Origin of the sequence: Neolewinella xylanilytica, assembly GCF_002934605.1 — a bacterium.
Taxonomy (GTDB): Bacteria; Bacteroidota; Bacteroidia; order Chitinophagales; family Saprospiraceae; genus Neolewinella; species Neolewinella xylanilytica.
The window spans coordinates 441,902-462,358 of sequence record NZ_PTJC01000005.1; the positions used below are offsets into that span (position 1 = coordinate 441,902).

At 58.7% G+C, this 20,457-nt stretch carries 20 protein-coding genes and 1 tRNA gene; 8 read left to right on the forward strand and 13 right to left on the reverse strand.

What is annotated here, in order from left to right:
• Nucleotides 1–124: 124 nt before the first annotated feature.
• Together CLV84_RS01745 and pdxA are read right to left on the reverse strand one after the other, a co-directional pair.
• Nucleotides 125–2,362: an efflux RND transporter permease subunit gene (locus CLV84_RS01745; protein ID WP_104418016.1), complete on the reverse strand. Its 2,238-nt coding sequence runs from the start codon at nucleotides 2,360–2,362 to the stop codon at nucleotides 125–127.
• Nucleotides 2,363–2,425: 63 nt separating this feature from the next.
• On the reverse strand, nucleotides 2,426–3,514 hold the full coding sequence (pdxA, locus tag CLV84_RS01750; protein WP_104418017.1) for a 4-hydroxythreonine-4-phosphate dehydrogenase PdxA: 1,089 nt from the start codon (nucleotides 3,512–3,514) through the stop codon (nucleotides 2,426–2,428).
• A 74-nt stretch (nucleotides 3,515–3,588) separates the two neighbouring features.
• Between pdxA and CLV84_RS01755 the strand changes: the two genes are divergently transcribed.
• Nucleotides 3,589–3,861 carry a hypothetical protein gene (locus CLV84_RS01755; RefSeq protein ID WP_104418018.1) on the forward strand — a complete coding sequence of 91 codons (273 nt, stop codon included), beginning with the start codon at nucleotides 3,589–3,591 and terminating at the stop codon, nucleotides 3,859–3,861.
• A complete protein-coding gene (locus CLV84_RS01760) occupies nucleotides 3,858–4,271 on the forward strand; it encodes a hypothetical protein (RefSeq protein WP_104418019.1) in 414 nt (137 codons plus the stop codon). Before CLV84_RS01755 ends, CLV84_RS01760 begins: the two co-directional genes overlap by 4 nt.
• Nucleotides 4,272–4,461: 190 nt before the next feature.
• Here the strand turns inward: CLV84_RS01760 and CLV84_RS01765 are convergent, their stop codons facing one another.
• Together CLV84_RS01765 and CLV84_RS01770 are read right to left on the reverse strand one after the other, a co-directional pair.
• Nucleotides 4,462–5,994, reverse strand: a complete 1,533-nt coding sequence (locus tag CLV84_RS01765; protein ID WP_104418020.1) for a hydroxymethylglutaryl-CoA synthase family protein — start codon at nucleotides 5,992–5,994, stop codon at nucleotides 4,462–4,464.
• A 49-nt stretch (nucleotides 5,995–6,043) separates the two neighbouring features.
• Nucleotides 6,044–6,907, reverse strand: a complete 864-nt coding sequence (locus CLV84_RS01770) for an alpha/beta fold hydrolase (protein WP_104418021.1) — start codon at nucleotides 6,905–6,907, stop codon at nucleotides 6,044–6,046.
• Nucleotides 6,908–7,001: 94 nt separating this feature from the next.
• On the opposite strand from CLV84_RS01770, the gene CLV84_RS01775 reads away from it, so the two are divergent.
• A complete protein-coding gene (locus tag CLV84_RS01775) occupies nucleotides 7,002–8,264 on the forward strand; it encodes an MFS transporter (protein WP_104418022.1) in 1,263 nt (420 codons plus the stop codon).
• Here CLV84_RS01775 and CLV84_RS01780 read toward each other — a convergent pair.
• From CLV84_RS01780 to CLV84_RS01815, 8 genes are all read right to left on the reverse strand, one after another.
• Nucleotides 8,257–8,721, reverse strand: coding sequence for a hypothetical protein (locus CLV84_RS01780; protein ID WP_104418023.1), 465 nt, complete (start codon nucleotides 8,719–8,721; stop codon nucleotides 8,257–8,259). The two genes, CLV84_RS01775 and CLV84_RS01780, sit on opposite strands and share 8 nt — an antisense overlap.
• Nucleotides 8,722–8,776: 55 nt before the next feature.
• Nucleotides 8,777–9,151, reverse strand: a complete 375-nt coding sequence (locus CLV84_RS01785; RefSeq protein ID WP_104418024.1) for a hypothetical protein — start codon at nucleotides 9,149–9,151, stop codon at nucleotides 8,777–8,779.
• Nucleotides 9,148–9,795: a pyridoxamine 5'-phosphate oxidase gene (gene pdxH, locus CLV84_RS01790; RefSeq protein WP_104418025.1), complete on the reverse strand. Its 648-nt coding sequence runs from the start codon at nucleotides 9,793–9,795 to the stop codon at nucleotides 9,148–9,150. The genes CLV84_RS01785 and pdxH overlap by 4 nt, the downstream gene beginning before the upstream one ends.
• 74 nt (nucleotides 9,796–9,869) lie before the next feature.
• Entirely contained in the window at nucleotides 9,870–11,150 is a 1,281-nt protein-coding gene (gene clpX / locus CLV84_RS01795; protein WP_104419480.1) for an ATP-dependent Clp protease ATP-binding subunit ClpX, read from the reverse strand.
• A gap of 93 nt (nucleotides 11,151–11,243) precedes the next feature.
• Complete coding sequence (locus tag CLV84_RS01800) at nucleotides 11,244–11,963, reverse strand: ClpP family protease (RefSeq protein ID WP_104418026.1); 720 nt, start codon at nucleotides 11,961–11,963, stop codon at nucleotides 11,244–11,246.
• Nucleotides 11,964–12,027: 64 nt separating this feature from the next.
• Nucleotides 12,028–13,389 (reverse strand): trigger factor, encoded by a 1,362-nt coding sequence (locus tag CLV84_RS01805; RefSeq protein WP_104418027.1) that lies wholly within the window; start codon nucleotides 13,387–13,389, stop codon nucleotides 12,028–12,030.
• Between the two features lie 69 nt (nucleotides 13,390–13,458).
• Nucleotides 13,459–13,540: transfer RNA gene (locus CLV84_RS01810), tRNA-Leu, on the reverse strand.
• Between the two features lie 365 nt (nucleotides 13,541–13,905).
• On the reverse strand, nucleotides 13,906–14,265 hold the full coding sequence (locus CLV84_RS01815; protein WP_104418028.1) for a nuclear transport factor 2 family protein: 360 nt from the start codon (nucleotides 14,263–14,265) through the stop codon (nucleotides 13,906–13,908).
• Nucleotides 14,266–14,424: 159 nt separating this feature from the next.
• Between CLV84_RS01815 and CLV84_RS01820 the strand changes: the two genes are divergently transcribed.
• The 5 genes from CLV84_RS01820 to CLV84_RS01840 all read left to right on the forward strand — a co-directional run bounded on the left by CLV84_RS01820 (nucleotide 14,425) and on the right by CLV84_RS01840 (nucleotide 19,753).
• Nucleotides 14,425–15,588, forward strand: a complete 1,164-nt coding sequence (locus CLV84_RS01820) for a class I SAM-dependent methyltransferase (RefSeq protein WP_104418029.1) — start codon at nucleotides 14,425–14,427, stop codon at nucleotides 15,586–15,588.
• 341 nt (nucleotides 15,589–15,929) lie between these two features.
• Nucleotides 15,930–16,904, forward strand: a complete 975-nt coding sequence (locus tag CLV84_RS01825) for a hypothetical protein (RefSeq protein WP_104418030.1) — start codon at nucleotides 15,930–15,932, stop codon at nucleotides 16,902–16,904.
• A complete protein-coding gene (locus CLV84_RS01830; RefSeq protein ID WP_245911350.1) occupies nucleotides 16,904–17,911 on the forward strand; it encodes a vWA domain-containing protein in 1,008 nt (335 codons plus the stop codon). Before CLV84_RS01825 ends, CLV84_RS01830 begins: the two co-directional genes overlap by 1 nt.
• Nucleotides 17,912–17,923: 12 nt before the next feature.
• Nucleotides 17,924–18,472, forward strand: coding sequence for a hypothetical protein (locus CLV84_RS01835; RefSeq protein ID WP_104418032.1), 549 nt, complete (start codon nucleotides 17,924–17,926; stop codon nucleotides 18,470–18,472).
• 255 nt (nucleotides 18,473–18,727) lie between these two features.
• Nucleotides 18,728–19,753, forward strand: coding sequence for a vWA domain-containing protein (locus CLV84_RS01840; RefSeq protein ID WP_104418033.1), 1,026 nt, complete (start codon nucleotides 18,728–18,730; stop codon nucleotides 19,751–19,753).
• Nucleotides 19,754–19,874: 121 nt separating this feature from the next.
• Here CLV84_RS01840 and purN read toward each other — a convergent pair whose 3' ends face one another.
• The gene (gene purN / locus CLV84_RS01845) at nucleotides 19,875–20,441 is read right to left on the reverse strand and encodes a phosphoribosylglycinamide formyltransferase (RefSeq protein WP_104418034.1); all 567 of its coding nucleotides are present in this window, start codon (nucleotides 20,439–20,441) and stop codon (nucleotides 19,875–19,877) included.
• Nucleotides 20,442–20,457: the final 16 nt, after the last annotated feature.

The following is a 20,457-nucleotide window of genomic DNA, read 5'->3' on the forward strand; positions in this document are numbered from 1 at the left end:
ACGCTTACGAATAAGTAAAATACACTATAACGGGCTAATTTACAGGTGGTTGCAAACTAAAAGACTAAAGACTAAAAGACTAAAGAACTACCCTACTAAAAGACTAAAGACTAAAAGACTAACCCTACCCCCGATCCAACCACCGCAGCAACAAAGGAATCAGCAGCAAGTCGCTAACCAGCGCGCTAGCCAGCGTCAGGCTGATGAGCAGGCCGATGGTGACGCTCGGCGGACTGATGCTAAATAGCATGACCAGAAAGCCGAAGAAGAGCACTACCGAAGTAAGCACGATCGCCTTGCCCGTTTCCCGGAACGTAAGGTGGATGGCTTCCGGTACGTCCAGGCCGCGACGGCGCGCGAGCTTGTACTTGGAGAGAAAGTGAATGGTGTCGTCAACGGCAATACCGAAGATGATGGCAAAAACGATACTGACGCCCGCCTCCAACTCGATTTGCAAAAAGCCCAGCATGGCACCGGCGATGAGTAGCGGCAGTAAATTGGGGATCAGGCTGATAACCAGCATCCGCCAGTTACGGAACAACGCTACCATCAGGAGACAGACGATGACGATGGCGAGGCCGAGCCCCTGTAGCAGACTGCGCCGTATGTATTCCGCATTTTTATCCACGATCAATCCGGTACCGGTGGAGCGAATCTCGATCAGCCCCGTATCCACGTTGGCGTTGATCCAGTTGCGGGTATTCTCTAAAAAGACCTTGATACTATCCGCCCCGATATCGTCCAACCGGCTGGTGATGCGCGCTTTTTGGCGGTCGCGGCTGACCAGTAGATTCAAATTAACGTCCGGCACGTTTTCGGCTAGCTGACGGTATTCCCGGTAGCGCCGTTCGGAGGTCGGTAGCACGTAGGCGTCCGCGCGGTTGTTGTTATACGCCTGGTTGATACTGCGGTATACGGCCGTAATGCTAGCGGTACTCTGGACGAAGGGGAAGGCTTTCACGTAATCTTCGACCTTCCCGATTTCCCGGAGGACCGGAAAGTCAGTGACCCGGCTACTGTCGCGCGTAGTCACGGCAAGCTCGAAGGGTCGAAAGCCGCTGAGTTCCCGTTCGAAGAATTGAAAGTCTTCGGTGACCTTCCGGTTTCGCGGCAGGGTAGACTCGATGCGGTAATTGGTGGTGATCATCGAGATGCCCCAGAAGCAGAGGACGACCGTGACGGCCGTGCCGATCTTGATCGCGGTGGACCGTCGTTGGGTAAATTGGTAGGTCCCCTCTAGCAGGCGATCCCAAAAAGCCTGTTGCCGGCCGATCTTCACGATCTGGTCCACACTCAGGTAGCTTAGCAGCGAGGTGGTGAACAGGATGACGGTCACGTAAGCGATCATCACCCCCAGGGCGGCGTTGATCCCGAAATCCCGGATGGGATCTACCCGACTGGTGAGTAGGCTAGCGAAGCCTACCGCCGTAGTGACCGAGGTGAGTAGGGTGGCCAGGCCGATCTCTTTCATGGATACCCGGATGGCGGCTTCCTTGTCCAGTCCCCTGCGAAGCTCGTCGATGTACTTGGACATGATGTGGATCACATCCGATGTGCCGACGATGATCATCAGCACGGGGTAAAGCGCCGCGATGGCGTTCAGCTCCCGGCGGAGCAGCCCCAGCGTCCCCATGAACAACAACAATCCGAGGGCGATGCTGACCAACGCGACGGCGATGCCAAGGGGCCGGCGGAAAAGCAGGAACATGACGAAGGTGACCAGGAGGCCGGACACGATCGCGGAAACCACCACTTCCCGGATGGACATGGCCACCAGCTCCGTCTGGAAGTATGCGGGACCCAGGTAATGGTAATCGGGAAAGTCGTACTGGAGCATGAGGCTGTCCAGCCCCCGCATCAGCGATTGACTCTGGTCTAGCGCGATCAGGCTAGGTGTCTTAAGCACGGTGACCAGCGCCGTACCCCGACGATTGATCAGGTTACCGACGAAGCGTTCGTCGGCCATGATGCGGGCGCTGTCGGCGGCGTAGCGTGCCGGTTCGTCGAGGTGAATGGCCGGCACCGTAGTGATGGCAAAGGGCGTCTTGATGGGGTAGCCGAAGGTAGTCAGGGATTGCGCCCCGTCCACTTCGGGCAGGTCACGCACCGCAATGGAAAAGTCCCGGACCTCCTGCAAGAAGCTGCTGTCGAAAACGGTGGGCTCCCGTTCGAGCGCTACGAGGAGAAAGTTGTCGTCACCCTCAAACTCTTCGATGAACTCCAGAAAATAGGCCAGATCCTCGTCACCACGGGGAAAGAACTGCTGAAAATCGAAGGTGAAATTGAGCCGGAAGCATCCGAATACGGCGAGGGCCGCGTAGACCACGAAGAAGAGGATGACCGGAAGACGATAGCGGCGCATGTAGGGTAGATAATACGCGTAATAAAGAAGCGGCGGCCGGGAAGGTTGTGGCTTACAACAATATTACCGCTTACCGCGCCCGCCCCCCTTCGGCTTCGATTTGTCGCTGCGGGATTTACGTTTGTACACGAGGTGCATCCGGTCCTCCAGCGGATTGGCGTGGTCTTCCTCGTAGCGCTCCCGGTTCAGGTAGGTTTCCCGGGCCAGGAACAGGGCGGCGAGGAAGGAATCCGGACTTGCTATGTCCTGCCCGACCAGATCGTAGGCCGTGCCGTGGTCCGGAGAAGTGCGGATCACCGGCAGCCCGGCGGTAAAGTTCACGCCCTTACCGAAGCTGAGGGCCTTAAACGGAATGAGCCCCTGATCGTGGTACATGGCCAGCACCCCATCGTATTTTTTGAAGTTTCCGCTGCCGAAGAAGCCGTCCGCCGGAAAGGGGCCCAGGGCCATGATACCGGCTGCCTTGGCGGCTTCGATCGCCGGACGCACGACTTCCTCGTCTTCCTTCCCGATACGACCCTGATCGCCCGCGTGCGGGTTCAAGGCGAGTACGGCGATGAGCGGCTTATCCCGCGCGAAATCGGCCCGGAGGCTCCGGTCCATGATCTCGAGCTTTTCCAGGATTTTTGCCTTGGTCACCGCGCCGGCGACTTCGCTCACGGGAATGTGATTCGTCACCACGCCCACTCGCAAATCGTCACTCACGAGGAACATCAGGCTTTCTTCCGCCCCTAATCGTTCCGTGAGCATCTCGGTATGGCCGGGGTAGGGGAAGGCGTCCCGGGGCATCACCGATTTGTTGATAGGGGCGGTGACGAGCGCATCCAGGTGACCGGCCTTCAGTTCGTCGACTACCCGCTCCAGCGAGCGAGCCGCGGCGATTCCTCCCGCCTTGGTAGCTGCGCCTGGTGAGGCCTCTACCGCCTCGTCCCAACACGGTACCAGGCTTATTTCCCCGTCTTCGGCCGCCTCTGCGTTGTCCACGACGCTAAAAGCGAACGTATCCGCGAATCGCGCAAAGACTTCCGCCCCGGCATAAATGACGGGTGTGAACAGTTCCAGAATGCCCCGCCGGCTAAGCGCCTTGACGATGACCTCGGGGCCGATACCGTTGATGTCTCCAACCGAAATTCCAATGCGCAGCGGGTCCATACGGGGGGTATTGTTCGGCCGCGAAGGTAGGCAGCCGTCGGCCGGGAAAGGTAAAGCCTCCGTAAGTTTGTGGCATGAAGGCTATCCTAACCGCCATCGTTGCCATCTTTCTCCTTCCCGCTTGCGGACCCGACGAAGCGGTACGGGTGCAACTGACTCCCGACCAACGAGATACCTTCCAAGCGATCGCTTCCCGGCGCATCGAGACCCTGCGGCCGCTACTGGACAGCATTTGCACCGCCACCTTCGAAGACCGGGTAGCCAACGCCACCGACAGCATCGTGCAGCGCCGCCTGGAAGAGGAAACGCGGCTCCGCAGCCGGCTTCCCCAAATCTCGGGGCAATGATCAGGTGGGCCACTTTCCTATTGCTGCTGCTTAGTTGCGGACCGGAAGATATCGATCCTAACCAGATCATCGAGGAACGCGCCAGTGAGCAGGTAGCAGCCATCCGGGCCAACCTCCTGCGCGACTGCAATGAACGGATCCTGGAGGCGGCCCAGGTACGGGCGGATTCCCTGCTACTCGATCGCGCACGTCGCATGCGCCGCATCGCCGGCCGACCACCCCGCCCCGGCCGCCCGGGAGAACCCCCACCGCAGGAATTGTCCGAGCCGCTTCCCCTGCGTCCGCTCTTTCCCTTTGAGATCCGGTTCGATACGCTCTTGCGCGACAGCTTGCTCCGCGATAGTCTTTTGCGCGATAGCCTGCTGCAGTTAAATCCAATCGATACGCTGCTGAGAAGCGATTCTATTTAATCTTTTTGATTACATCATTGATTTAGTAATCAAAAAGATTGTACAATAGTTGCTCATTTCCCTCAGTGTCACTATATTTGTGACGTTGCCCCACTTACATAAGCAAGGGGTTTACAAGATTGAGAGACCTGTGAATTAGACTATTTTTTGCAACCTTTTTTCGAAGCCGGAGCCTCAGGTTCCGGCTTTTTTATGCCATCGCCGTTGCGGTATAGCCGTAGTGGCGGGCCCCCTCGGAGCCGTCTTCCTTATCGTGGACGTCGGCCAAGAAAAAACCACCTTCACACTGTTTGGCGACGTTTTCGGTCATCTGCCCCCGGTGAAGGGATTCGTAGGTCGCGTAGTCGATTGCCTGGCGGTTGTTCAGCCGCATGGTCAGCTCGAAGGCTTTGGCGACCTGCTTCCAGCCCTCCATCACTTTGGCCGCAAACACCTTGGCTTTCGATCCGCTACCGTAAGCGAAGACGAGTAGTTCCTGTCCGGCCAGGTCGTATTCCTTGGTAAGCCCGTTCTCCAGGATCGCCATCATACTTAGAAACACGCTCCCGGAGTAGAGATTGCCGACCCGGGAACTGGCCCAGTCGCCGGGCGCGATCAGTCGTTCGACCAGCTGTTGGTAATCCGGCGTTTTGGTGATGGAACGAAGGAACTCGCTGCACTTTCCCATGTAGGCTTCCCGGTCGTTGTAATCATCGGCACAGGGAACGTCCAGGTCGTTGCGGCCGATAAAATCATCCCACTGGCCGCTTTCCTTTAGTTCCTCCATGTAAATCTCGGAGAACATGCGACGAGCTTGGTAGGCATACGGCAGGTGAAAGGCGAGTGCCGCGTACGATTCCCGGAGCTCACCGGCCGGAATGCGGTGCCGGCGCCGGTAATCCAGTAAGGCTTCCCGGATACGTGCCTGGTAGGCTTCGTTGCTGTACGGACCGTCGAATACGGGCGTATCCTTGTGCAGGGTGATAAACTTTTCGTTGCAGTCCAGTACGCCTTCCACCTTCAGTCCGGTGGTCAGTTTGTCTTCCAGTTCGTCTAGCGAGTAGTCCTCGACGCTGAGGTTCGGCAGCAGTTCGATCACTTCCTTGATGATCGACCGTTTGCTGACCTTCCTTTTGGGTTTGAAGAAGTCGTGGGCCGGGCGGGTCGCTACGCCAAAGTCGGGGTCGATGGCTAGCAACCGGGGTTCGGGCTTGACCAACATGGCGATGGCACCGGCTCCCTGGGTATATTCCCCGGTGCTACCCATTTCGTACTTGGCACTGTCGGTGGCTACCACGATACCCGTGCGACCGTCCTTGGCAGCGCACCACTCCAGGCAGTTCTGGAGGGCATCCACCCCGCCGATGCAGGCGAAGGTGAGGTCGACCACGTCGCAGTTCAGGAAACAGTTCGGACCGTGAGAATCGGCGAAGTGATCCGTCAGCATATCCAGCACGTAGGTGGCGGTGGGCTTGGCACCGTCCAGCGCGCTTTCGGTGCCCAGGTAAAGTCGACCGATTTTGGACGGATCGAGGTCGTTCTTGTGGATGAGGTCCAGTACGGCATTGGCAGCCATGGTGGCACAGTCCTCCTGCGCGTCGGTAACCGCCATTTCCCGTAGTCCCAGCCCCTTGTTCAGCTTATCGTAGGCCAGGTCACGCGCCTGGGCCAGTTGCTCGATCGGAAGGTAAAGGGGGGGAACGTAAAGGGAAAAGTCATCGATTCCAACGGTAGAAATTGCCATAGTGCTGTGTTTGTCGCTCTCCGTTCAACGACGTGTACAAGCACTCGGTTTAACCCGGTACCCGGCAGTGGCGCATATATTCCAGCACCATGGCCGGAATCAGATCGCCCGTCAGGCTGTGTCCGCAATCGCGGGTAGTGATCAAACTGGAGCCTTCCCAGTTGGCGTGCATCCGGTAGGCCCCGTCGATGGGTGCCAGGTCGTCGCATTCGTCGTGGACGATCAGGCCGGGTACCCGCAATTTTTTTACGTAGTTCGCGAAAGAAATGTCCGAATAGCTCATATCGAGTTTGCGCCGGAACTGGTCGTCGATCCCCTTTTTGACTTTGTCGTGCACCCCGATCACCGCGCAAAACTTATCGATGAAGTTCTCCAATTCTCCCGGTACGGCCAGGCTAATCAGCTGCCGGGGTTGGTATTCGGGTACCATCTCCGCCAGGTACAGGATGGCGGCCATGCCTCCGGCGGAATGCCCGATCCAGAAGTCCGGAGCAAACTCCAGGTGGCGCAGGTAGGCCCCCAGTGCCTCGGCGTAGATCAACGCGTTGAAGCGCCGCCCCTTACTCTTTCCGTGGGCGGGAGCATCGAAGGCGTAAATGGAATAGCCGGCCTTGCGCAACGGCTCGAAGAAGGCGAACCACCTTCCCGTATTGCTTTCCCAACCGTGCAGCAAGAGTACGCTGGGCCCCTTGCCGGGCCAGTGGTAGCAGTGAATAGCGGTACCGTTGGCTTCGAAGGAATGCTGCCGCGCCTCCTTCATAAAGGCCTCGCTGAGCGGCTCGTCGGCGGCCCGGCGGGGCTTGCTCAGCAGGTAGAAACCGAGCTTACCCGCGTGCCGGCGCGACATGAGCGCCGTACCGTTCAGTAGCCTGCGAATGCTACTTAGTACGAACTTTTCTTTCCTGCCTGCCATCCGGCAATCGAAGTATTGGTAGCGGCAAACTTAACTCCGTTTTCGGGAACTTCCCGTTCAATGCCGTCGTTAACTCCACTCCCAATACCCCCCCATGCCGAATTTCGCTACCCGCCTCGGCCGGCTCTACGTGCGGTCATTCGCCGGCCTGCCCCGGAAGGTCTGGTTACTTTCCTTCGTCATGGTGGTTAACCGCAGCGGGGCAATGGTTATCGCCTTCCTCTCCGTTTACCTGGTTAATTCCATGGGCTACTCCGCCACCGCCGCCGGCTGGGTAATGGGCGCCTTCGGGGCGGGAGGCATCGTCGGAAATTACGTCGGCGGACTTCTCAACGATCGCTTCGGGTCCTGGCACATCATGCTGGTCAGCTTAGTCGTGGCAGGCTTTTTCCACATCCTCATCGGCCAAATCTCCGGTTTCTGGCCGCTGTGTATCCTCGTATTCTTTACTTCGATGGTGGCCGACGCTTTTCGGCCGGCTAACCGGGCGGCCATCGCCGTGTACGCGCCGCCCAAGCACCTTACGCAGGCGTACGGGCTGCAGCGACTGGCGGCTAACCTGGGGTTTTCCATCGGTCCGGCGCTCGGCGGTTTGCTCATTGCGGTCTACGGCTACGAGAGCCTATTCTGGGCCGATGGCCTCACCTTCTTACTGGCGGCGGCGCTCTTCGTGGTGATGCTCCCCCCCGACGAAACGGCCCGCCCCCTGGTAAGCGCCGCTCCTGCGTCCTCGCCCTCCCAAATCGTACTCGAAGAGACCCGCCCCGGTCTGCGACAACCCTGGCTGGTGCGCATGATTCTGGCCAACGCCTGTGTCATCACTTGCTTTTTCCAGTTCTTCAGCACCGTACCGGTGTACCTCACCCAACAGGGGTATACGGAAGGCCAGTTCGGTCTGTTACTCACGATTAGCGGCGTGACGATCGTACTTATCGAGATGCCGCTGGTTTACCTCGCCGACCGGCGCTACCGCCCGCTCTACGTCATGCTGGCCGGCACGGCACTCGTGCTGGCCGGCTACCTCATTTTGCCCCTGGCCGTCGTCACGGGATACGCCATGCTCGTGGTATGGATCCTGTTGATTACCCTGGGTGAGATCCTGTTCATGCCCTTCACCAGCACCTACGTAGCAAAGCATGCACCACCGGCCCGGCGCGGCGAGTACCTCGGCTTACTATCGGCGAGTTTTTCTCTCGCCTTCGTGCTTACGCCGGTGGTGGGTTTCCAGCTGGCGGAATATTTCGGTTACGTATTCTCGATCTATGCGGTGTCGGGAATGGGCATCGTCGGCTTTCTCATCCTCCTTACCGTAGACCGTGCACGGGAAGTCCGCACCCGTGAACTGGCGCTCAGGTGAGGACGTCAATGACCGTTTTCAGGGTCGTAAAGAAGGGTTCTCGGGCTTCTCCGGAGATACTGTCTTCTTCCGTCTCGTCAGCCAGCACCAGGTCCTCCACGAAGGCCAGTAATTCTTCTTCCGCGCTTTCTTCGAAAAAGGGCGTTAGCCGGTCACGGAATCCTTCGCCCTTCGAGCGGTTGAATACCTCGTAATTGTGCTCCTCGGCACTGGCGATCGCTTCACCGGTGGCCTCCGGCATGCCGGATCGCTCGTCGTCCACGGACTGGTAGATCACCAGCGCGGCAAACAGCAAAAGGTCGCGCTCCGCCTCGGTAAAGGCCTCCGTATCCTCGTTGGTGAGGTAGTCCATCAGCTCCGGCTGGCTTTCGGCGAAGTCGCGGATTTCCGTCTCGTAATCTTCGGTACCCCGCTCCAGGCGGTCGAGTACGCGATTAATGGTGGCTTCCTGGATCAATTGGTACAGGGATGAGTAAAGAAAATGCGTGAAGTAGGGCGCCGGAGCGCGGGTGTCAGGCTTCTACGGAAGGCTTGCGATCCACGAATCCGAAACGCCCCCCGGCTTCGTCGATGATGAGGAAGCAGAAGCTGTCGGGCTTGTCTTTATAAACTGTACGGAACGGGTCGATCTTATCCTGCTGGACCACCTGCTTGGCGACCAGTTCTTCCAGGGTGGTCACGTTGATCGTCCAGACGAGCTCCCGGTCCGTAGGCACTTCCATAATGTAAATGCCGGGCATGCTCTCCATGTCTTCTCCCGCGTAGGCGACGAAGATCGGGTAGTTGCTCACCTTTTCGTCGACGACCGTAGTGGCCGCTTCGATTAGCGGGGCGTGGTAACGGGCAATGTCGTTCTGTAGGCGAATCCAGTTGGCGTCGTTGCTCATGGGGCGAGGCGTTCTCGTTTCCAGTTTTGATTAGCTTCCCGGCGGTATACGAGGCGGTCGTGGAGTCGGCTGCTCCGACCCTGCCAAAACTCGATCATCTCGGGGATGACTACGTAGCCACCCCAATTGTCGGGTTTGGGCAGCACTTCCGAGTCCTGGTACTTTTTTTCCAGATCTTCCTTGCGCCGGTCCAGGTAGTCGCGGTCGGGAATCACGTCACTCTGCGGACTGGTCCAGGCGCCGATCTGGCTTTTTTTCGGGCGGCTTTGGAAATACTCGGTCGAGGTTTGCTCGTCTACTTTTTCCACCCGTCCTTCGATGCGTACCGACCGCTGCAGTTCCAGCCAGTTAAATACGACGGCCACGTGGGGGTGGGCGTCGATTTCGTGGCCCTTCCGGCTGTCGTAATTGGTGTAGAATACGAAGCCGCTTTCGTTCACCTCCTTCAGGAGCACCGTCCGGGCGGCCGGATGCCCTTCCGCGTTGACGGTGGCCACGATCATGGCATTCGGCTCGGGATCGTCGCTGTCCTTGGCTTCCTCGAACCAGCGGTCGAAGAGGGGGAAGGGCTGGTCGGGAGCATCCTTTTCCAGCAGTTCGTCGGCTTGGTAGTCGACGCGGAGATCTTTAGCATCTATGGCCATGGGAGGAGAATTAACGATGACAGGGAAACGGGAACCGCTTGCCATCTGTGCAAAAAGTCCAGGGGAAATCCCGTTTAGGCTGCCGTGCGCAGCACCTCCAGCATACCGCCTTCCAGCTTCGATTTGGCGTAGACGGTATCGATGGTATAGTGCTTGACATCCTTACGGCCCGGGAGGTCGAACATGGCGTCGGTCATGATGGCCTCGCAGATGGAGCGAAGGCCCCGGGCACCGAGCTCGTACTCGAGGGCGGTTTTGGCGATGTATTCGATCACGTCTTCCGAGAAGGTCAGGTTAATGCCTTCGAGCCGGAAGAGGTGCTGGTATTGCCGTAGCAGGCTGTTGCGGGGTTCGACCAGGATACGCTTCATGGCGTCCAGGTCCAGCGGACGCAGGAAGGAGATGATGGGGAGGCGGCCGATCAGCTCGGGGATCATGCCGAAGCGCTTGACGTCCCGGTGGGTGATGTACTGGAGCATGTCCTCCTCCCGGATCTGCCGCTTGTTGGCGTTGCCGTAGCCGATGACCTTGGTGTTGGTCCGGCGGGCAATGATCTTCTCGATGCCGTCGAAAGCACCGCCGCAGATGAAGAGAATGTTCTGGGTGTTGACCTTTACGAGCTTTTGCTCGGGGTGCTTCCGGCCGCCCTGGGGGGGGACGTTCACGTCGGTGCCTTCCAGCATCTTCAGCATGGCTTGCTGTACGCCCTCGCCGCTCACGTCGCGGGTAATGCTGGGGTTGTCGCTCTTCCGGGCCACCTTGTCCATCTCGTCGATGTACACGATGCCGTGCTCGGCGGCGGCTACGTTGTAGTCACAAACCTGGAGCAGGCGGGAGAGAATGCTTTCCACGTCTTCCCCCACGTAGCCGGCCTCGGTGAAGACCGTGGCGTCCACGATGGCGAAGGGGACCTGGAGGAACTTAGCGATGGTCTTCGCGAGCAGTGTCTTGCCCGTGCCGGTGCGGCCTACGAGTAGAATGTTGCTTTTCTCGATCTGGACCTCGTCGTCGGCCATAGCCGGGTGGCTGAGCCGTTTGTAGTGGTTGTAGACGGCCACGGAGAGGATTTTTTTGGCTTCGTCCTGTCCGATCACGTATTTGTCCAGGTGCTGCTTGATATCCGTGGGGATGATGTTCTTAGGCAGCTTGAATTCGAACTTGGACTTTTTCTGTTCCGGCTGAGGCTCCGGATTATCCGGGTTGAGGCCGCCGTAGAGCTCTTCTGCGACGATTTCCTGTGCTTGCTCTACGCAGACCTCGCAAATATGCGCGTCCAGGCCGGCAACGAGTACCAGGGCGTCGCTTTTGTCACGGCCGCAAAAAGAACAGCGAAAATCTTGTCGTTTACCTCGCATCATAGTCTGGGAGTGTGAATAGTCTTTCTATAAAAAACGGCGGGCCGATAAAACGGCCCGCCGTGTCAGTAATTCAGGTACTGGCGTGGTAGCTTACTTGCTTTCCGCGTTGTTGTCGCGGCGCAGGACCTCATCGACGATACCGTAGTTCACCGCTTCGGTTGCCGTCATCCAGTTGTCACGGTCGCTGTCCTTCTCGATCTCTTCGAAGGTGCGGCCAGTATGGTTGGCTAAGATAGTATACAGTTCCTCACGCAGTTTAGAGATCAGGCGATAGTTGATCTCCATGTCGCTGAACTGACCCTGCATGCCACCGCTGGGCTGGTGGATCATCACCCGGGCGTGGGGAAGAATGGAGCGCTTCTCTTTCGCGCCGGCTGCCAGCAGGACGGAGCCCATCGAGGCGGCCAGACCGGTACAGATCGTCGCCACGTCGGGGGTCACGTACTGCATCGTGTCATACATGCCCATGCCCGCGATGACGCTGCCGCCGGGGCTGTTGATGAACATCTGTACGTCACGCTTCGGGTCGACCGACTCCAGGAATAGGAGCTGCGCCTGCACGACGTTGGCGACGTAATCGCTAACGGCTACACCCATAAAGATGATGCGGTCCATCATCAGGCGACTGAAAACATCCAGGGCGGCAACGTTCATCTGCCGTTCCTCGATAACGTTGGGGGAAAAGCCCGTGATCTGGGGAGTGGCCATGCCACCGACCGTCTGGGCGTATTTCTCCAGGTGCATCGTACTCATACCCATGTGGCGGGTAGCGTACTTCATAAATTCATCCTGGGGGACTTGGGGAGTCATATTATTCTAATTTTAACGATTACTTCTCCCCGTAAACGTACCAGCTTCGCTACGGTTGAGGCGGCTATTCCTCTTCCGTGGCCGGCGTGTTAGCCTCGTTGAACGCCTTGATCTTTTCGTTGAAGCCTTCCGCGTTGAGGGGCTCCTCCTTCAGCGATACGTCTTCCCGAACGGCGGCCATCACTTTCTTTTCCATGGCGTTGCTGGTGAGCTCCTCCCGTTGCTTCTCGTCCTTGAGCATATTCTGGATGTAGTTGTCCAGGAACTCGTCGTTGAGGAAAGGGGGGCGTTGACCGCCGAGCATGCGTAGCAGGTTTTCGAGGGCTTCGGCGCGGATGTCTTCGTATTGTAGCTCGATTTCCTTGTCGGCGGCGATCTTGTTGCGGATGAGCATCCAGCGTACGCCACGTTCGAAGAGCTCGAAGTCGCTGTCTTTGTCGTTCTTGCTGATCTTCTTCATCAGCTCTACGGGTACCTCGAAGTCGTTACCTTCCACGAGGGCACGCTGAATTTCGAAGTTGGCCATGGACGTGCCCTGGGCGTCGAAACCCTTCGCATTCTCGAAGGCGAGTTTTTCCCGCAGCTCCTCCTCGGTGGTGACGTTCCCCTCCGGGTCGAACTGGGTGTAAAACTCCTCGTTCAGTTCGGCCGGCTCCAGACGGCTGATCTTGTTAACCGTGATGGTGAATGACTTGTCGTCGAGGGAAACCTCGTTGTCTTCTCCCAGTTCCAGGAGGTACTTGCGGGCGTGGCTTTCCGAGCCGTTCTTTTCTACCGCGGTGATATCCTCGACGGTGATGGTGGTGCCCTTTTCCTGTCCGACGAGTTGTGCCTTGACGGCGTCTTCGAGGTTGTCGACGTAGAGCTTGGCGTCGTTGCTGAGTTCGCCGTCAACTTCCTGTATGGTAACGTCCAGGATGTCTTCGTTTTGGATGGGGCCTGCTTCGATCTCCTTGGTTTCGCCACGTTGCTTACGCAAGTTCCCGACCAGCTCATCGAGAAACTCGTCGTTGGTGTCGAGGACGTACTTGGAGAAGGTCTGCTCGGGCATCTTGAGCTCGAATTCGGGTTCGAGGCCCAGATCGTAGGACAGCCGCAGGTCTTTGATATTGGTGGCGCTGATCTGATCCACCTGTTCGCTTTCGTCGGGCAGGGGGCTGAAGATCAGCTTAATGTCCTGTTCCTGGATGTAGCCGAACAGCTCCTCCTGGATCGTACGGTCGAGTAGCGGGCCGAAGACCTGGTTGCCCATCAGCTTGCGCAGTGCGGACATCGGGGTTTTGCCCTTCCGGAAACCTTTGATGCTAACGCGCTTGCTTTCCTTTTTCAGCTCCTCGTTGAGTTTCTTGCTCAGCTCCTCCTTCGGGAAAAACAGTTGGATTCTTCCCGTTACCGGTCCGGTTTTTTCGTACGTTACTTCGGCCATTTGCTACTACTTTAAAGAAAAAGCCCACCCGAGGGCAGGCTATAATCCCCAATTTTACTGGGGCAATTGTGCGGGTGAAAGGACTCGAACCTTCACGCCTTGCGGCACTAGATCCTAAATCTAGCGTGTATACCAATTTCACCACACCCGCGGAAAACGCCCGCAAAGGTAAGCAGTGGTTATTTATTGTGCAAGCGGTTGGGAGAAAGTACGAAATAAGAAGGATAAGGGACAAAGTCGAAAGCTCGACTCCGGTTCGGGAGCACCCGCTCGCGACCCACCTGAGCGTAGGAAGCGGTAAACTGCCAGCCCGGTTGCAGTGCTACATTCTCGTTGACTAGCGGCAGAACTTCCCGCCAACCGGTAGGAACTGCGTAAAATGGTGGCCCGGTAAGTGACCTACCCGAAGCGCAGCAGGGGGCGAGTGGCCAGCCTAGTTGCAGCGCTACGGTCTCGATACGGAAGCGGCAAATACCTTACGGTGCGAGTCAAAGCTTGGGGACTGCCCCCCAAAAACTACCCCATAGGATAAATAAACCGCTCGTCCACGATCTTGCCGTCCCGTACCTGGTAGACACAGATCTCGTACTCCTGAACGCGGTTCCCGTCGGCGCGGGTAACGTCGATGCCCATACCAACCGAAAAGAACTGCTGGTATACTAAGGGTTCCGTTACTTCGAGGGAGTGTACGGTCATGTTTTCGTCGTAGGCTTCGCTTTTCGCGATCAGCTTATCCAGGCCGGTAAGGTCGCCATCCGGCACGCCCGGCATCTCGTGGCTGCTGGCGTCTTCGGCGAAGAGCTCCCGGTAGGCCTGGGTGGATTGTTGCTGGCGGCTGAGTTCGACCAGGCGGTCGGCAATTTGTTGAACGGTCATGGTAAAGTGTGTGGGTGAGTCATAAAAATAGGGAGCAAAGAAATTAAAAACAAATAGTTTTAATGTTTTGAATTAAAAATTTTTCCGTGTATATTTGGCGGAGCATCCGTTATCCACTGTTGCACGGCACCTGCGCTCCGGCGCAATTACCTTTGCAAAATGCCAGAACCACTCGAGATCTTTTGGGCCACCGCCGATCGCGCCGTCACGAAAGGCCGGCTCGCCAAGCTTACGTTGAGTAAGCCGCGGCGCAAGGATCCCGCCACGCCCCGCAATCTTTATGCCCGGCCGGTGGATATCAAGGGGGAGGCTTTGCTACAGGTCACCCACCGGTTCGCCGACCGGGAAGAAGCGAAGAACTACCCACCCGAAGACGGGCTCGCCTACCTGCGCGATCAATTGGCAACCGTGTATTACAACGGCGATCTGTTTACGCTCGACGAGCAGTTATCCATCATGCAAAGCAGGAAGGGGAACGCCCGCCTGCGCGGTGAACCCGCCCGCCATGAGGAGGTCACGGTGGCGCATAATCGGGAGAAATACCGCGACATCCCCGCCGACCGCCCCTATCTCCACGCCCTCGGCATCACCACCGCCGAGGGACGGGTGACCGCCAACGGCCGCCGCAAGTACAAGCAGATCAACAAGTTCGTGGAGATCGTGGATGGCCTCGTTCAGCAGCACCCCCTGCCTGCCGGTGCCCACGTCGTGGATATGGGCTCGGGCAGCGGCTACCTCACCTTTGCCCTCTACGATCACCTGCGCCATACGCTGGGGCTCGACGTGCGGGTGACGGGGGTGGAACTCCGTCCGCAACTCGTCGAGGAATGCCGGAAGATCGCGGCGGTCAACAATTTCCAGCACCTCCACTTCGAGGAAGGCTACATCGACAGTTACTCCGCCGAGCGGCTCGATATGCTCATCGCCCTCCACGCCTGCGATACGGCCACCGACGACGCCCTGTACAAAGGGATTCAGGCTGGCGCAGAAATTATGATCGTTGCCCCCTGCTGCCAGAAACAGGTACGCCGCGATATGGAGGTGCCGGCCGATCTCCGGCCCCTGCTCGACAGTGGCATCCTGCTGGAACGGCAAGCCGCCATGGTCACCGACGGGCTTCGCGCCCTCTACCTCAACGGGCAGGATTACGCTACCAGCATTTTCGAGTTTATCCCGCTCGAACACACGGCCAAGAATGTCATGATCACCGCCCTCAAACGGGAAAAGGGCTATGGCGCCGGAGCGCAGGAGAAGTGGGACACCGTGAAGGAACGTTTCGGCGTCACCCGCCACCGGATGGAAGAGCTGCTGGCGGGGCAATGATTGAAGTGGTGAATTTTTGAATGGGTGAATTGGCTGCCGTCCCGATAGCTGTGGAGACTCGGCTTCGCTCATGAGGTAATTAACCGGTAGGGCACTGCATACTTCCCGCAGATATTATTGTGGGGCACATGGGGTAAAGTGGCAGGTGCTCCGTGGCACCTCCATAAAGGTTCTCTGTGGAACGCGAAGCGGACTCCGTGTTTATCTCCCGAATCGGAGGTGCACCTGCCGCTAGGAAAATTCGGCTACCAATTTAAGCAAGCTGCTTTCGAGTGTTCATGGTGTGCCGCCCCGCCGTCCTCCAAGCGCGCACATCTCCCGTCCATCGTACCTTCGTGGTCATGTCCTTGCGTTTCCTGATTTTTCTGCTGTTTTTGCCCGTAGCGTTTGCCGTCGCCCAGCAGTCGACCAATCGCACCGTGAACGTTCGGGCGGAATTGGCGCGGAAGGAGATCGTGATTGGTGACCAGATCAATCTGACGCTGAATATCTCCGCGCCGCCGGGAACGCAAGTGTATCCGGTTCCCGCCGCCGTAGTGGCCGAATCGGAAGGGCTGGAAGTCATCCGCGCCGAAGCACTGAACACCGTGGCCGAAAATCCGGAGCTGCTGCTGGAGCAACGTTTCCTCATTACCAGTTTCGATACCGGCTACGTCACCATCGCGCCGATCCCCGTTTTTTACGAACGAGCGAATGGGGTGAGGGATACTGCTTTCACTCCCGATTTGCGCCTGGTGGTACGTGGGGCGGTGGTGTCGGACGAGGAGGAAATCATGCCCATCAAGCCCATTATCGAAGAGCCGCGGAACCTTCTTGATTACTGGTGGGTGTTTGCTATCCTGGCGCTGGTGTTGATCGGTCTTGGCATCCGGGAATATCGCCGTCGGCAGACCCGGGAAGTGCCGCCACCCCCGCCACCGCCGCCGCCCCACGAAGTAGCATTGGCCAGGCTCGACGTGCTGGAGCGGGAGCGACTGTGGCAATCCGGGCAGACCGATACGTACTATGTAGAGCTGACGCGCATCCTCCGCACCTACCTCGAAGCCCGCTTCGGTATCCCGGCCCTCGAAATGACTACGCGCCAGCTCACCACCGCCCTCGACACCCGGGAGGGGCTGAACCGGGAGCAGCGGTCGGAACTGAGTGAACTGCTGCAACTGTCGGACCTGGTCAAATTCGCCAAAGCCACGCCGGCCGAGGAACTGCATCCGCAGGGACTGGAGCGCGTAAGGGAGTTTGTCGTGGAGACGAAGCCCATGCCCGTTGCTGAAACTGCGGTGGAGGATGAGTTGTCTAATCGTAAAGAGCCTTCCTGATGGCGGAATGGAGTCAATTTACCTTCGTTTATCCCTGGATACTGCCGCTGGCGGTGTTACCGGTGCTGCTTTACGTATGGAACCAGCGGCGCGCCGGTGAACGGATTGTCAGTCTGCGGTTGCCGAGTACGCGGTCGGTAGATGGGCTCACCAGTTGGCGCAGTACCCTGCGGCCCTTTTTACCGCTCCTGCACGTCGCCGCCCTGGTACTGATGATCGTGGCCCTGGCCCGTCCGCGCCTCGACCTCAGCGAGGAATCCGTTACCGCCGAAGGCATCGATATCGTGCTAACGATGGACCTTTCCACGAGTATGGGTGCCCAGGATTTCACGCCCAACCGACTGGAGGTGGCCAAGGAAGTCGCCCGTGACTTCGTGAGCCGCCGGGAATACGACCGTATCGGACTGGTGGCCTACGCCGGGGAGGCCTATACGAAGTCGCCCCTCACCGTAGATAAGGAGATCATCGACCGCTTTATCGGTGAACTGGAAATGGGGGAAATTACGGACGGCACGGCCATCGGTTTGGGGCTCGAAACCGCGATTAACCGCCTCAAGGAGAGCGAGGCCGCCTCGAAAATTATTATTCTCCTCACCGACGGGGAGAACAATGCCGGCGACCGCCACAAACCCGAGGTAGCCGCCGAGATCGCCAAGCAGTTCGGAATCCGCGTGTACACCATCGGCGTGGGCAGCGGGGAGGAGACCCTCATGCCCTCCGCTCCGATCGGCGGCGGCCGCTACCGCTTCAAACCCACCCGCGGTACGGTGGACGACAGGCTGCTGGCCTACATCGCCGAGGAAACGGACGGCCGCTACTTTCGCGCCCGCGATTCGGAGGAACTGGAATCCATCTACGACTACATTGACGAGTTGGAGAAAACCGAGATCGAGACCACCGTTTTCCGCCGCTACGAGGAGCAGTTCGCCGGTTTTCTCTGGGTGGGTCTCGCGTTACTGTTGTTAGAAACCCTGTTGCGGTATACGGTGTTAAGAACGATCCCTTAAACCGTTATCACCGTGCCCCGATCCTTAGCCGCTGCCCGCCAGCAACTCGCCCGCGTTTACGACCTGATGTACATCGAGGGCAAGCCCGGCTACGAGCAGGTGACCTTCGCGGAAGAAATGTTCACTGCCCTGTCGGAGCTACGGGATTCCCTGCCGGAGGAGGGCGTTACCGAACTACTGTTCCGGCTGAGCGACGGCATCCCCCCTATGAAGGTGGCGGAACTCTACAACGTACTGATCTGGTCGGCAGACGCCCGGGGAACCATCGACGCCGAGGAGGTCCAGGAGTGGTTTTACAGCAAGCAGCGCCGCCGCATCGAGATCGCCTGCCAGGTGGATCTGTTTCCCAGCAACAGCATGGATGAGAGCGAACGGGTCATCAAGCTGCTGCTGGACAAGTACCCCGACCTGGATTATTTGCTCCGTCCTTTGGCCAAGGAAGTCAAAGCCCAGATCAAGGAAGAAAAAGCCTGGTCGGACTACCGGCGGGATACCTTCGAAATGCCGAAGGAGCTTACGCCGGATATTATGAAGATCATTGATGGGATTAAGCTGCGGTAGGGCATCGGTTCACCACCGAGGACGCAGAGGGATTAGCTGCGCTGCTGCCTACGGCGGTCACAGAGGAATCACTGAGGAAGGGGTCCGCTCGCAAAGGTCCGGGGGCGTGCTGCTTGTCAGCCGAATCCCCCAAGCGGCGCAGCTGCCCGGGGTTCGTCTGACGAGTAAATGAAAGACGAGCCATAGCTATCCGCAGCGGCCCTTAGCCACAGAGCCTGGCAAAACACCGTACCTTCACCATCATAACCCATCCCCATGTTCCGCGTAGAACACCCCGAATACTTCTGGCTGCTCCTGCTGGTGCCGATCGTCGTCGGGCTGTTCTTTTGGTACTGGCGGCAGCGGCGGGCGGCCCTGGATCGCTTTGCGGACCGGGAACTGCTCAGCTACCTGGCTCCGGGTGTCAACCGGCGAATGCCGTGGACGAAATTCGGGTTGGTGGCCCTGAGTCTGCCGCTGCTCGTGGTGGCGCTGGCTAACCCCCAGTGGTCGGCGCAGCGGGAGGAAATCCAGCGGCGGGGCATCGACCTGATCGTCGCCCTCGACATCAGCAACTCCATGCGGGCCGAAGACGTACAGCCCAGCCGGATGGACCGCGCCCGCTTCTTTACCAATACCCTCGTCGACGAACTGGCCGGTAATAATATCGGCGTGGAATTGTTTACCTGCACCGCCGTCATGGCCGCACCCCTGACGACCGATTACGCCTTCGTCAAAAACGTGGTGAGCACGGCCGCACCCTACCAGATCAGTGCCCAGGGCACTAACCTGGCCGAGGCCATCACCACCGCCGAGGCCGCCTTCGACGCGGAGAGCGCCAATCACCGGGCCCTCATTATCGTCTCCGACGGGGAGGACCACAGTGGCGAAGCCGCCGCCGCCGCCGCCCGGGCGAATGCGGAAGGCTTGCTCGTCTACACCGTCGGCGTAGGGAAGCCCGGCGGCAGCCTGATGCCCGTTCAGCTCAACAACGGCCGTAGCGACTACATCCGCGAGGCCGGAGGCGGACCGGCCACCACCAGCGCCGATTTTGCCACCCTGGAAACCATCGCCACCAGCGGCGGTGGCGCCTACTTCACCCTCAGCGGTGACGCCGAAAACCTCGCCCAGGCCCTCCGCGCCCAGGTTGACCGTATCGAAAAACAGGAATTCGAAACCCAGGAGTTCAGCAGCTACGACAGCTACTTCTACTGGTTTCTGGCACCGGCGGTGTTGCTACTGCTGGTGGAGCTGAGCATCGGCCGCAAGGACCGGAAGATGGCGGAGCGCTACGAAGTATAAGGCGGTCTCCGACCGCGGCAGTAAGAAGCGGCCTCCGGCCGCGAAGTTCCAAGCGCTAAGTCCAGCGCAGTCGGAGACTGCGTCGTACTTCCGCTGCCGGGAGGCAGCCTCCTACAGCGAACTACAACCCCCGCACCACCCGCCAGTAATTCCCGTGCTCCAGCCGGAGCACCCGCTCGGCTATTTGCTCCGGAGAGTCGTCGGGGTCGAGGCGTACGGCGGCCTGGAAGATGATATTTCCCTCGTCGTAGTTTTCATTGACGTAGTGGACGGTGATGCCGCTTTCGGTGTCCTCCGCGGCTTTGACCGCCTCGTGGACGTGCTTGCCGTACATGCCTTTCCCCCCGTAGCGGGGCAGCAGGGCCGGGTGGATGTTGACGATCCGGTTCGGGTAAGCCTGCACCAGGTAAGCGGGGATGAGCCAGAGAAAACCCGCCAGCACGATCAAGTCTACCCGGTAAGCTTCCAGGGCCGCGAGCAGGTCTTCGCCCGTTGCCCAGTCATTTCGGTTTACCACGAGGCTCGGTATCCCGCGCTCCGCCGCAATGGTCAGTCCGCCGGCGCTGGCCTTGTTGCTTACCAGCAAAACGACCTCCACCCCATCCTCCGGGTGCGCCTGGAAGCGATCGATCATTACCCGGGCATTCGACCCGCCGCCGCTGACGAAGATGGCTATGCGTTTGCTCATGGGTGCAAGTACGGAA